Annotated in this window: 12 protein-coding genes; 4 read left to right on the top strand and 8 right to left on the bottom strand. The window is 65.8% G+C overall.

Translation table 11 applies throughout. The features are described 5' to 3' along the window. Nucleotides 1-41 precede the first annotated feature (41 nt). Nucleotides 42-443 carry a hypothetical protein gene (locus QP803_RS13835; RefSeq protein WP_284944051.1) on the bottom strand — a complete coding sequence of 134 codons (402 nt, stop codon included), beginning with the start codon at nt 441-443 and terminating at the stop codon, nt 42-44. Nucleotides 444-698: 255 nt separating this feature from the next. Between QP803_RS13835 and ykgO the strand changes: the two genes are divergently transcribed. Further along, nucleotides 699-824, top strand: a complete 126-nt coding sequence (gene ykgO, locus QP803_RS13830; protein ID WP_227306753.1) for a type B 50S ribosomal protein L36 — start codon at nt 699-701, stop codon at nt 822-824. A gap of 90 nt (nt 825-914) precedes the next feature. Here the strand turns inward: ykgO and QP803_RS13825 are convergent, their stop codons facing one another. Continuing rightward, on the bottom strand, nt 915-2,204 hold the full coding sequence (locus QP803_RS13825; RefSeq protein WP_284944050.1) for an adenylosuccinate synthase: 1,290 nt from the start codon (nt 2,202-2,204) through the stop codon (nt 915-917). 21 nt (nt 2,205-2,225) lie between these two features. Beyond that, nucleotides 2,226-3,386: an ATP phosphoribosyltransferase regulatory subunit gene (locus QP803_RS13820; protein WP_284944049.1), complete on the bottom strand. Its 1,161-nt coding sequence runs from the start codon at nt 3,384-3,386 to the stop codon at nt 2,226-2,228. 138 nt (nt 3,387-3,524) lie between these two features. Between QP803_RS13820 and QP803_RS13815 the strand changes: the two genes are divergently transcribed. The 3 genes from QP803_RS13815 to QP803_RS13805 are packed head-to-tail and all read left to right on the top strand — an operon-like array spanning nt 3,525 to nt 8,054. Beyond that, nucleotides 3,525-4,958, top strand: coding sequence for an MBOAT family O-acyltransferase (locus tag QP803_RS13815; RefSeq protein ID WP_284944048.1), 1,434 nt, complete (start codon nt 3,525-3,527; stop codon nt 4,956-4,958). Continuing rightward, a complete protein-coding gene (locus QP803_RS13810; RefSeq protein WP_284944046.1) occupies nt 4,958-5,947 on the top strand; it encodes a hypothetical protein in 990 nt (329 codons plus the stop codon). Before QP803_RS13815 ends, QP803_RS13810 begins: the two co-directional genes overlap by 1 nt. A gap of 31 nt (nt 5,948-5,978) precedes the next feature. Further along, the gene (locus QP803_RS13805) at nt 5,979-8,054 is read left to right on the top strand and encodes an ATP-dependent helicase (RefSeq protein ID WP_284944045.1); all 2,076 of its coding nucleotides are present in this window, start codon (nt 5,979-5,981) and stop codon (nt 8,052-8,054) included. Between the two features lie 556 nt (nt 8,055-8,610). Here QP803_RS13805 and QP803_RS13800 read toward each other — a convergent pair. From QP803_RS13800 to QP803_RS13780, 5 genes are all read right to left on the bottom strand, one after another. Next, nucleotides 8,611-9,312, bottom strand: a complete 702-nt coding sequence (locus QP803_RS13800) for a metallophosphoesterase (RefSeq protein ID WP_284944044.1) — start codon at nt 9,310-9,312, stop codon at nt 8,611-8,613. 78 nt (nt 9,313-9,390) lie between these two features. Next, nucleotides 9,391-9,723 carry a type II toxin-antitoxin system PemK/MazF family toxin gene (locus QP803_RS13795; RefSeq protein WP_284944043.1) on the bottom strand — a complete coding sequence of 111 codons (333 nt, stop codon included), beginning with the start codon at nt 9,721-9,723 and terminating at the stop codon, nt 9,391-9,393. A 310-nt stretch (nt 9,724-10,033) separates the two neighbouring features. Beyond that, on the bottom strand, nt 10,034-10,609 hold the full coding sequence (locus QP803_RS13790; RefSeq protein ID WP_284944042.1) for a pyridoxamine 5'-phosphate oxidase family protein: 576 nt from the start codon (nt 10,607-10,609) through the stop codon (nt 10,034-10,036). A gap of 12 nt (nt 10,610-10,621) precedes the next feature. Then, nucleotides 10,622-11,299: a phosphoribosylanthranilate isomerase gene (locus QP803_RS13785; protein ID WP_284944041.1), complete on the bottom strand. Its 678-nt coding sequence runs from the start codon at nt 11,297-11,299 to the stop codon at nt 10,622-10,624. Then, nucleotides 11,289-12,692: an aspartate aminotransferase family protein gene (locus QP803_RS13780; RefSeq protein WP_284944040.1), complete on the bottom strand. Its 1,404-nt coding sequence runs from the start codon at nt 12,690-12,692 to the stop codon at nt 11,289-11,291. Before QP803_RS13780 ends, QP803_RS13785 begins: the two co-directional genes overlap by 11 nt. Nucleotides 12,693-12,736: the final 44 nt, after the last annotated feature.

Raw genomic sequence — 12,736 nt, 5'->3', positions numbered from 1 at the left:
GTCCGCGAATGACGGTTGTTTTTGTTCGTTGGGCCCACCCCTTATCGAACCCGCCCAGCGCCGGACAGCGCCATACCGAAAATCGCACAGACGATGCTCGTTACGATGATCAGCAGCCGCATCTGCGTCCCCTCGGCCTTGGCCTCACCCATGATCTGCGTCCGCGCCTCTGCACGGGCGCGGGCCACACGGTCGACCAGATCGCCCGGGCCTTTGATGACCAGATCCGCTTGTTCGCCCAGCCGGTCGCTCAGTGCCGCGAGCTGCGCCTGCTGGTCAGGCTTGCCGGCCGTCGCCAGCGCGTCGTCGAAGGCCTGCTCACGCAGGAAGCCCCGCGCGAAGGGAATCGGCGTGGCGTAGCTCGCGAACAGCCCCACCAGGCAGACGAGAAGAAACGAGATGGCGAGAAAGCCGATCCGGTTGCCGTCGATCTTTTGCGCCATGAACGGGGGAATCCTGCTGCTAAGGAAGGGACATGCTGCATGCCCGCGCGCCCCTTCGCGGTGTTCCGGTCTCGCGTCAAGTGTGGGGTATCAGCTATTCTCGGCGAGGGTCGTGCCGTTCATTGACAGCGCCTCAGCACCTCCTTATTCACCCGACCACGACGACAGGGGCGGGGAACCGTCTCTGGTCTCATATGAAAAACTCCTGCCCGGGCCGCCCAGCGGTTCCGGCTTTGCCAAGATCGGGCTTACGTTATGAAGGTGCGCAACTCTCTCCGTTCGGCTAAGACCCGTGACAAGAACTGCCGCGTGGTGCGCCGCCGTGGCCGCGTCTATGTCATCAACAAGAAGAACCCCCGCATGAAGGCCCGCCAGGGCTGACGCTGGTTCTGATCGAACACAAAAAGCCCGGTCGCGCATCAGCGACCGGGCTTTTTTGTTTCTAGGGCAAGTCGTAGGGCGGCTTTGCCGCTAACCCTCGAACGGATCTTTCACGAGGATGGTATCGTCGCGCTCCGGGCTGGTGGAGAGCAAGGTCACTGGGCATTCCACCAACTCTTCGATCCGTCGCACATATTTGATCGCCTGGGCCGGCAGCGCCGCATAGTTGCGCGCACCGCGCGTCGAGTCTGACCAGCCTTCCATCGTCTCGTAAATCGGTTCGGCTGCGGCCTGCGCGCCCTGGGCCGCCGGCAGATGACGTACCGTCTGGCCGCCGATTCGGTAGCCGATGCAGACCTTTAGCTCCGGCAGCCCGTCCAGCACGTCGAGCTTCGTCAGCGCCAGGCCCTGAATGCCGCCCACCTTCACCGCCTGCCGCACCATCACCGCATCGAACCAGCCGCAGCGGCGGGGCCGGCCCGTGACCGTACCGAATTCATGGCCGCGCTCCCCAAGCAGACGGCCCGTCTCATCAAACAGCTCGGTCGGGAAGGGGCCTGACCCCACGCGCGTCGTATAGGCCTTGGCGATGCCGAGCACCGTGCCGACCACGCCGGGGCCGACGCCCGAGCCCGAAGCCGCCGTCGCCGCAACCGTGTTGCTGCTGGTGACGAAGGGATAGGTCCCGTGATCGACGTCCAGCATCACCGCCTGCGCGCCTTCGAACAGGATGCGCTTGCCGGCGCGCCGGGCTTCGTCCAACCGCTCCCACACCGGTTCGGCAAACGGCAGGATAAGCGGCGCGAGTTCCAGCAGGCGCGCGAGGAGCACCGACTTCTCAAACGGCTCCGCGCCGAGGCCGCGCAGCAGCGTGTTGTGATGCAGCAGCAACTCGTCGAGCTTCGCCGACATCGTCTCGGGTTCGGCGAGGTCACAGACGCGAATGGCGCGGCGCGCCACCTTGTCCTCATAGGCGGGACCGATGCCGCGCCCGGTGGTGCCGATCTTGTGCTCGCCACGCGCCGCTTCCCGCGCACGGTCGAGCGCCCCATGCAGCGGCAGGATCAGCGGCGCATTCTCTGCGATGCGCAGCGTTTCGGGCGTGATGACCAGGCCCTGCGCGGTGAGGCGCGCGATCTCGGCCAGCAGCGCTTCCGGGTCGATAACGACGCCATTGCCGATGATGCCGAGCTTGCCGCGCACCAGCCCGCTGGGCAGCAGCGACAGCTTATAGGTCTGGTCACCCACGACCAGCGTATGACCGGCATTGTGGCCGCCCTGGAAGCGCACCACGACATCGGCGCGGCTGGCGAGCCAGTCCACAACCTTGCCCTTGCCCTCATCGCCCCACTGGGCGCCGATGATCGCAACATTCGCCATAACAGAAGACGCTCCGTCTATTCAGCTCAGGGGAACGGCGACGCCGTCCCGCATGACATGGGTACACAGCAGGCGCCGCGCCTCATCCGCGTCGGAGGGTGCGCCGCCGGGGGCAGGTTCGTCGAGAGCCGAGACCGTGGCGAACCCGTCATGGCGGAACCGCGCTGCCGTCTCGGCCGCACACCCATGCGGCAGGAACAGCCGGGGCCGCAGCGCGGGAGAGGTCGCGACCTCCAGGATCGCATCGGGGAATAGGGTCAGGCCGGTCGCGGGCTCGCGCTCACCACTGACGTAACGACCGCCGCGACCCAGCTCCTGCTGATGCCCGAGGGCATAGACCGTGATGCAGGGACCGGTGTGATAGCGGAAGCCGCGAAATTCGAGCGGATCGATGGTCAGCCGCAGCGCCGGCGCGCGCGCACGAATGGCCGTGACCACGGCCGCGAGGCGGTCAGCGAGGGCACGCGCCTCGGGCGGCAAGTCGGCTGCGGCCAAGGCTTCGAGCGCTGGCGTAGCCTCGCCAGCCGCCAGAAGCAGCGCCGTGAGCGTCGCGGCGAGCCGGCCACCGAGAGCGGTGACAGCGGCGACATCCTTGCGGTCCAAGGCATGGGCGAGCGCCGCGCGGCTTTGTGGCGTGAAGGCCTCGCTATCCAACAGCAGGCCCGCCATGGTCGGCATGGTCAGATCGAAGCTCACGTGGGTAAGGCCGATGGCGGCAAGGGCCTCGGCCCCCGCCAGGACGATTTCGGCGTCTGCCTCGGCGGCGTCCGAGCCAATCAGCTCGATGCCCGCCTGGGCCACTTGCCGGTCCGGCGCCAGGTGGCTGCCGCGCACGCGCAGGCATTGCCCGGCATAAGACAGCCGCAGCGGGCGAGGGGCGCCGGCGAGGCGCGTATTGGCGATGCGGGCCACCTGCGGCGTGGTATCGGCACGGACACCCAGCATGCGCTGGCTGTCGGGGTCCATCAGCCGGAAGGTCTGTTCTGCGACGGCAGCGCCGGAACCGGCGAGCAGGCTGTGCTCGAACTCAACCAAAGGCGGTTTGACGCGCTGATAGCCGTGCGCGGCGAAGCATTCCATCATCGCCTCGATGGAACGCGCCTCGATTTCGGCGTCGGGCGGCAGCAGGTCCCGCAGGCCCGCCGGAAGGAGGGCGGGGTTGGGCGGCAGATCGTCTGTCACGATGGGTCTCTCTCACGCATCGGCAGGCGCACGGGGCCGGATGCGGCGCGCCTATAGCACCCGCGTCGACGATGACAAAGCGTCGCGCGCCCTCATTATTCTGTATACGGAACGAATACAGTCTGCGCACTGGGGGAAATGCTCTTCGGCACCCCCCTTTTCGTCCTTGCCTTCCTGCCGCTGACGCTGCTGGGCTTCCATTGCATCGGGCACCGCTGGGGCAGCCGTGCGGCTTTGATATTCCTCCTGGCGGCGAGTCTTCTGTTCTATGGCTGGGGCAATCCGTGGGACTTGCCACTGCTCGCGGGCTCGATCCTGGCCAATTTCTGGCTGGGCCAACGACAGGGCGCGACTTGGTTCGCGGCAGGCATTGCGGCAAATCTCACTCTGCTCGGTCTGTTCAAATATGCTGGCTTCGCGGCCTCCCTGCTCGGCTTGCCCAATCCCCATGTCGCGCTGCCGCTGGGCATCAGCTTCTTCACCTTCCAGCAGATCATGTATCTCTCGGCCTGCCGGAATGGCGGCCCAGGCGAGCGCTTCTTGCCTTACGCCGCCTGCATCGCCTTCTTCGCCCATCTGATCGCCGGGCCGCTCGTGCGGCCCTCCCAGATTATTCCGCAGTTTCAACGCGCCAGCGGCATCGGTTTCCAGGCGGATGCGGTCGCGGAGGGGCTCATGCTCTTTCTCCTCGGCCTCGCCAAGAAGCTGGTGCTGGGGGACAGTTTCGCCCCTCTCGCCGATCGTGGCTTCGATGCCGCCGCCAGCGGCGCGAGCCTCACGGCGATCGAGGCCTGGTACGCCGTCCTCGCCTTCGCGCTGCAGATCTATTTCGACTTCTCGGGCTATTCGGACATGGCGATCGGCATCGCCCGGATGTTCAACATCCGCTTCCCGATCAACTTCGCTAGCCCGTACAAAGCGCGGGATATCCAGGATTTCTGGCGGCGGTGGCACATCACGCTGAGCCATTTCCTGCGCGACTTCCTGTATATTCCACTCGGCGGCAACCGGCACGGCGAGCCACGGCGGCTGCTCAATCTCATGATCACCATGCTGCTCGGCGGCCTGTGGCATGGCGCCGCCTGGAAGTTCCTGCTCTGGGGCGGATTGCACGGGGCGTATCTCATGCTCCATCAGATCTGGCAGGGGTTGAGACCTGGATGGGCGCGGCTGCCTGCGCCGCTCGCCCAGGCTTTGACGCTGGTCGCGGTGATCGTCGCCTGGGTGCCCTTCCGGGCTCATGATCTCACCAGCGCCGGGTCGATGCTGTGTGGCATGGCGGGCTGGCATGGCTTGGCCTTTCCCGCCCCGCTCATCGCCCTCATGCCCATCCTTGGCCGCGTCGGGCAGTCGGTGCCCGTGCTCGCGGCGCTGGGGGATGCGCGCACCCTGGCCTTGCCGGACGCCACGGGCATCCTACTCCTGGGTTGGATCATCGTGCTGTGCCTGCCGCACCTGCATGAGACCTCGCCCAGGCTGCGCGCCTGGGCGCTGCTGGGCGGCGGTGGCTTCACGCTCCAGGCTTTGTTCTTCGCAGGCGCGGCGACGCCCTTCCTCTATTTCCGCTTCTGATGCGCAAGCTCGCTGCCGTCTTCGGCCTGCTCCTCGCGTCCGTAGGGCTCTATGTGCTGCTCTTCGCTCTGATGCTCGATCGGCCGCTGAGCCTCGGGCTGCTGCGGCGGGAGATCGACGCCAAGCTCGCCTATGCCGCGCATCTGCCAAGCCCGAAGCTCGTCATCCTGGCCGGTTCCAACGCCGTGTTTTCGCACCGCTGCGGCGTCATTGGGCCGATGCTGCGGCTGCCCTGCGTCAATGGCGGCGTCGGTGTCGGTCTCGGCCTCGACTACCAATTCGCGCGCTGGACGCCGCTGCTGCACGCCGGCGATACCGTGTATATGCCACTGGAGTTGCAACAATATATCGTCACGCCCGCGCAGGTGCGGGAAGGCCCTGACGCCGCCATCATGCTCCGTCACGACCGCGTCACGCTGGCGAGCCTCTCACCCGCACGCTGGATCGCCGCCGCTTTCTCCGCGACCATGAAGGACGCGGTGTTGGGACTGATCGAGGACGCGGCGCTCCTGCTGCATCCGGCTTTCGCTACGGCGTCCTCTCAGATCGACGCCGCCGGGGACGGCGTTGGCCGTACCCTCAAGGCCGGCCTCGGCAATCGCGCCTTCCTCGCCAGCCTGCATCGTATCGACCCGACGCCGGACGCGATCGCCGCTGGCTACGGCAGCCGGGAGGTGGCGGCCTTCCTCGTCTGGGCGAAGGCCCACGACGTCCGCGTTTTCGGTGGCTGGCCTACGGAATTCGCGGACGCGCCGCCGGACCCGCGACTCGAGAGCACGCTCGCGGGTCTCTACGGCGGCCGTTTTCTGGCACTCGCGAACGCCGGCCGCTATCCCCGCGCGGATTTTTTCGACAGCCAGGATCACCTCGTGGAGGAGTGCCAGTTGCGGCATTCCATCGCGGTCGCCCAGGGTTTGGCAGCGCTTTTAGGTCGGCGCGCCGATCCACCACCGGCCTGGGCGGCGGCCTCCGCCCGCCGCTGCCCCTGACGCGCGACCGATCCCCGTGATAGCGAGCGGCATGGCTGATCATCTTGAGGGACTGAACGAGTCGCAGCGCGCGGCAGTGGCTGCCTCTGCGCCGCAACTCGTTCTCGCCGGCGCCGGCTCGGGCAAGACGGAAACCTTAGCGCGTCGCGCCATCGACCTCATCGTGACGCGGAACGAGCAGCCGAACCGGCTCCTCTGCATCACCTTCACCAATCGCGCGGCGAGCGAAATGCGGGCCCGTATGGCTGCGCGCCTCGGCGGCCAGGCGCCCGGCTGGGTCGGCACCTTCCACGCCTGCATGGCGCGGCTACTGACCGAGGATGCCGGCGCTGTGCCGGATCTGCCGCGCGGCTTCGCCATTCTCGATGCCGCACGGTCGCGCGCGACGCTCGGCCAGGTCGCCGGGGTGCGCGACCCCAAGCTGCTGATGGGCCTGCATGAGGCGATGTCGCTGCTCCGCAACTATGGTGTCGAGCCCGGCGCCAAGCCGCCCAAGGGTCCCGCCTTCGCGCGCTTCGAGCCCTCAGTCCTTGCCGACGCGAGCGCGATCCTGCCGACCTACGCCGCTGAGCTGCAACGCCTGCGCGCGCTGGATTTCGACGATCTGCTCATTCTGCCGGCCCGCGCCATGGCCGCCGACCCCGCCCTGGCCGAGCGCTGGTCCGGTCGCTGGAGCGAAATCCTCGTCGACGAATATCAGGATACCAACAGCGCCCAGCACCGGTTGCTGCGCCTGCTTGCGGGCGGCCATGGCCGCGTCTTCGCGGTGGGGGACGATTCCCAGTCGATCTATGGCTGGCGCGGCGCCGAGGTGACGCATCTGCGCCGATTTGCGCAGGATTTTCCGGCCGCCGGCCCGGCGATCAAGCTCGAAACGAATTACCGCTCCACGCGCACCATCCTGCTGGCGGCGAATGCCGTGGCGGCGCAGGACCCGGACGCGCTGAAGAAGACGCTGCGGCCGGCAGATCGGGATGGGGAGGCCGGCGCCGCCATTCTCGTGACGGAAAGTGCTACCTCCGAGGATGAGGGCCGCGCCGTGGTCGGCTGGGTGCGTGCATACCGCAAGCGGAACGCGGACCTGCCGCTGCGGGCCTTCGCCGTGCTAGTGCGCGCCGGCTTCGTGGCGGAGCCGATCCTGGAGGCCCTGCGGGAGGCGGGATTGCCCGTGATGCTGGTCAGTGAACGCGAAATCGAGCCGCCGCGAGAAGTTCTGGCCGCCATCGCCTGGCTGCGTCTTGCCATGAGCGTGCATCCCGCCGGGCGTGACGGTGAGGTCTGGGACGCTGCGGCCGATGACGCCTTTCGCCGCACCTGCGCCATGCCCAAGCGCGCCATCGGCGGCGCGGCCTTCGCGCGTTTACGGCAGCACGCCACCGATATCGGCGAACCCTTGGCCGCCAGTGTTCACAGCGCGCCGCTGGAACCGGCGGAGACGCAGGAGTTCGAGGCGGTGCTGGCGATTGCCAGGCGCGTCGGCAAGCGCATCGGCTTGCGCGGCACCAAGCCGTCTGAAGCCCTCAAGATCGTCGCCGATGAAGGCGGCCTCGCGGATGCGCTGTCCGCGGGTGGCGCGACGCGCCGGGCATGGGCCACGATGCTCACGCGCGCCGATCGCGCCGGCACCGTGGCTGACTTTGCGGAGCAGGCGGGCCTCGGCCTGATCGATGCCGAGCCCGAGGGGCCGGATTCGGTTCAGGTCATGACGCTGCATCGCGCCAAAGGGCTGGAGTTCGACCATGTCTTCATGGCGGGGTTGGAGGAGGGGGTTTTTCCCAGCCGTCGCGCCGCCGAGGAGGGGTCACTGCCCGAGGAGCGGCGCTTGTTTTATGTGGGGCTGACGCGCGCGCGCATGACGCTCCGTCTAAGTTGGGTGCGCCGGCGGCGGCAATGGGCGAGCAAGCCCTCGCGCTTCATTTCCGACATTCCCGATGACCTCATGGACGGCGCGCCGGCGCGCCATGAGGAGGTGGCGCGCGCGCCGCGTGTCCGCCGCGCGCCCGTGCCTGTCGATAAGCCAGCCAAGACGCCGAGCCAGGCGGAGACGGCGCGTCTGGTTGCGGCTTTCTATGCCAAACGCCGCATGCCGGCGGGCGCGAAGAAATAGAAACGATATCGAAATAACACGATATGCTCGGCTGTCTTCGGCAATTCCGCTGGAGACACTCTGGAGTGAGAGCTATGATGCTTTGCATCAAAGCGATACTCCGGGGATGGGGTTGGCGGGCGAAACTACGAATTTCGCTCCGCCTCGACAGACGAGGACGTAAACCTCGTTCTGTCGCCTAGCCCCAACTCGGAGGGGGCAGGGTGCCATAAACGTCCTGCCCTTCTCCTTGACATAGCACAGCCCGACGTGGCGTTCGACGTAAAACGTTCCCGGCGGCGGCCATTTAGATACAAAATCGATATGATATTTTATGCTGCGAATGTCCCCGGCAATCATGCCGAGGACACTTCGGAGTGAAAGCAATGATGTTCTGCATCAAAGCGGCGCTCCGGGGGGGGATGGCGGGCGGAACTCACCATTTCGCTCCGCCTCGACAGGCGAGGTCGGAAGCCTCGTTCTGCCGCGTAACCCATCACGGAGGTGGTAGGGCGCTAAAACGTCCTACCCTCCTCGTTGATTAGCACAAGACACTTAGGAAATCGATATGAATGCCTCACCCCTCCAAGGGGGGCAGGTCGATCCAGGACAGATGGCCGCCCTTGCCGGCGCCAGTATCGAGGAAGATCGCCCGCCCGCCATTGCGCGATTTCACTTCCAGCGGGCGTCCGTCATTGCTGCGGCGATCGTGGCCGACATAGACTGTGAGCCCCGGCGGAATGCGGTTCACCCAGCGCAGGCTCCGCTCAGGGAAGCCGTCATTCTGCGTATAGCCGGTCGGCTCCCCGAACAGCGCCCGGGCATTCACGCCGATGGCGCGGCCGATCTGCGATATGGGCGAGGGGCCGTTGAGCATCTCCGTATGAAACCCGGCATGCACGAACAGCCGGTCGCCGCTCCGTAGCCACAGAGGCGCGCGCTCGGCTTCTGCCGTCATACGGGTGCGCATGCCTTCATCCAATTGCTCCATCGTCGTCACAAGTTGAGCGTTGAGGCGCACATTCTGGCCGAGCAGAAGGCGCGCGAGCTTGAGGTCGTGGTTGCCGAGCAGGAACAATCCCTGATTGCGGTCCATGAGGTCGAACATGATGCGCAGGGCGCCGGCGCTATCCGGTCCGTAGTCGACCAGATCGCCAAGCTGGATCACGAAGCGGTCCGTATCCGCGGCATAAGCGAAGGCACTCGCATCGCCATGCACGTCGCCGACGATGCGAAGCGGGCGGTCCTGCGGCAGGGCGATGGGGCCTTGTTCACTCATGTCCCATATATGGCGACTTCCTGTGCGAATTCTGCCCCTTTCGTGATGGGCCATGCATCGAAAGCAGGGGCGGCCGACCTATTCGAAAATGGTCACGACCTTGGCCAGAACCTCGTCCATGACGTTGGCCGGCAAGTGTTCCAGGTAACGTGCGCCGCGCGCGGACAGATCGAGGGCGCGTGGTTGATCGCACCGCACGACGCCCGTCGTTTTCGTGCCGGCGTCGGTGAGTGAGACGGCGAAACCGGCCATGCGTGCAAAATTCCCGCCCGTGGTAATGGGCAGGACGACCGGCAGCCGTGTGGTGCGATTGAAGGCACCGGGTGACACGATCACGACCGGACGGTAACCCTGCTGCTCGTGGCCAATCGTGGGGTCCAGCGCTGCGAGATACACGTCACCCCGTTCCATTACAGAAGCTCACCGCCTACTGGCCATGTTCCGCTCCAAGCCCGATCCTCATCACTGACGTCAATGGTCGGATCGCATTGGGCGAGCAAATCCTCAAGGCTGTACCGTCGCCTTTGCGCTGGCTCGACCACAAGACGTCCGGACTCGACGGTTAGGCCCACAGTCGCGCCCGCTTCCAGGTGCAGCAGATCGAGCATTGCTGGCGGCACTGCCAGCATGATCGAGCCGCCGACCTTCCGAAGTATCGCTCTGTGCATCGGGAATTCTCCCTAAAAATTATACTTATATATAACTCATCCCAGGCTGGAAGCTACGCCCGAACGCTGGCATCCTCATGGTCGAACAAGCCGCTTGGCAAACCGTCGAGGCTGATCTGGTTCTTCTCCCGCTGATAGGCGAGCAGGCCGTCCGCGCCCTTGGCGTCCGCCCAACGGTCCAAAGTCGGGCGCTCGCCCTCGTAATCGAACAACGGGACGCCGAAGCCGCAGGAGGTCTGCAACATTTCCACATCCAGGGTCACGATCTGCCGCGTGCCGAGCGGCGCCGTGCCTCCGAAATGCTCCGACAGGATGTCGCGGAAAATGTCGCTCGTGCGGTGATGCACGATGCCCTCGCCGAACAAGCGCATGATCAACGGCTTACTGTCGAAAGCGCACAGCATGATGGTGATGCGGCCGCCGTTGTTCAGGTGCGATGCGGTTTCGTTGCCACTCCCTGTGCGGTCGAGATAGGCGACCCGGACGCGATCGATGACACGGAACGAGTCCGTGCTGCGCGGCGACAGATTGACGTGTGTCCCGGCAGCGGCGGAGGCGACGAAGAAAATCTTCTGCCGCTCCATGAAGTCGCGATGCGTGTCATTGATGTCTGGGAATTGTTTGGCCACCGCCTGCCCTCCTTACGTCCGAATCTGGTCCGCTGCCGTAACCGCAGTCATGAAAGCCTGCAGCTTGACGGCATCGAGATGTCCGTCCGTCCGCAGACCAGAACAGACGTCGACGCCGAAGGGTCGTACACGGCGGATCGCGTCCCCGACATTGCCGGGGTTTAGCCCGCCCGCCAGAAACACCGGCAGGGGCGAGGCTTCCACGAAGGCCTCGCTGATCGCCCAATTATGCACCAATCCAGTGCCGCCCAGCGTGACCTGCGCCGCCGATGGCTTTCCGCTGTCGAGCAAGAAGGCGTCGGCATGGGGCGCATAGAGCGGAATGAGCGTCAGCGCCGCCTCGCTCTCGACATGGATCACCTGGATGCGCCGCAGGCTTGGCAGCAGATCGGCGAGGGCGGCCGCCTCCGCCGGGTCGATGTGGCGCACGATCTGCACGCAGGTGACGCCGGCCGCCATCACCTGTGCGACGATCTCGGTGGCCGTCTCCGCCGCGGTGAGCAGCACGCTCGCGACGGGTGGCTGCACGGTGCCGGCGATCTCCGCGATCAAGTCCTCGGGGATTGGGCCGGGGCCGGACGGCATGGCCCCCACCAAACCGACCGCATCGGCCCCCGACGCCACGGCCATGGCGGCTTCAGCCACGGAAGCGATGCAGCAGATTTTGACGCGGGTGCGTCTAGCCGACACGCTTCAACCCTTCCTGGCGCAGCTCCATCGTCAGCGTTTCCAGCGCCTTAGCGACGCCATCCAGCACCGTGTCGATCTCGGCCGTGGTGATGATCAGCGGTGGGCTGAACGCGAGACCATCGCCAGGCAGCGGGCGGCCGATGACGCCGTTCGCTTCCATGATCTTCGTCGTCCGCGCCGCGATCTTACGGCCGAAATCGAAGTTGCGATGGGTCGCTTTGTCCTCGACCAGTTCCATGGCCGCGATCAGCCCGACGCCGCGCACTTCACCCACAAGCGGATGGTCAGTGAAGCGCCGGCGCAGCTCGGCCTGCATATGGGCGCCGACAACGGCGACATGATCGAGGATATGGGTCTCGTCGTAGATCTTCAGCGTTTCCACCGCCACGGCGGCGGCGACCGGATGGCCGGAATAGGTGTAGCCGTGGCCGAAGGTGCCGATGGCATGGCTTTCGTCGGCGATGACCTGAAACACCTTGTCGTTCACCATCACCGCGCTGATCGGCAGATAGGCGGAGGACAAAGCCTTGGCGCAGGTCAGGATATCGGGCTCGACGCCGAAGGTCTGGCTGCCCCAGTAATTGCCGGTCCGGCCAAAGCCGCAGATCACCTCATCGGCGACCAGCAGGATGTCGTATTTCTGCAAAACCGCCTGGATTTTGGGGAAGTAGCCGGTCGGCGGCACAATCACGCCGCCAGCGCCCATCACGGGCTCGGCGAACATTGCGGCAATCGTCTCCGGCCCCTCGGCCAGGATCATCGTCTCCAGCTCGGTGGCGCAGCGGGTCGCGAAGTCTTCCTCGGTCTCGCCGGGCAGGGCGCCGTGGTAGAAATGTGGCGTCATCGTATGCAGGAAGCCGGGCAGCGGGAGATCGAAAGAGCGGTGATTATAGGGCAGGCCGGTGAGAGAGGCCGAGGCGACGGTCACGCCGTGATAGCCCTTGATGCGCCCGATCAGCTTCTTCTTTTGATGCAGGCCGCGTGCATTATTATAGTACCAGATCATCTTGATGGCGCTGTCATTCGCTTCCGATCCGGAATTGGCGAAGAACACCTTGCTCATCGGCACTGGCGCGCGCTCCAGCAGCATCTCCGCCAGTTCGATCATGCGGTTATGCGTTTTAGAGGCGAAGGAGTGGTAGAAGGGCAGCGCACGCATTTGCGCCTCGGCCGCCTTCACCAGCCGCTCGTTGCTGAAGCCGAGGGATGCGCACCAAAGCCCCGCGACGACATCGATATAGGGTTTGCCGGCCTCGTCATGAACATAGACGCCTTGGCCGCGACTGATGATGGTCGGGCCGTTCGCCTCATGGGCGCGCACGTCGGTATAGGGGTGGAAGACGCTGGCGACGTCGCGGGCGGCGGTGGAATTCGGCCGGGCGGGTGGGGTCATTCGGTTCGGGCTCCTAAAGTTGACCCATGATGACCGCCCGCTTG

It is taken from the genome of Acidisoma sp. PAMC 29798 (assembly GCF_030252425.1).
GTDB classification, from domain to species: domain Bacteria; phylum Pseudomonadota; class Alphaproteobacteria; order Acetobacterales; family Acetobacteraceae; genus Acidisoma; species Acidisoma cladoniae.
This window is presented reverse-complemented; position numbering and strand designations above follow the sequence as displayed.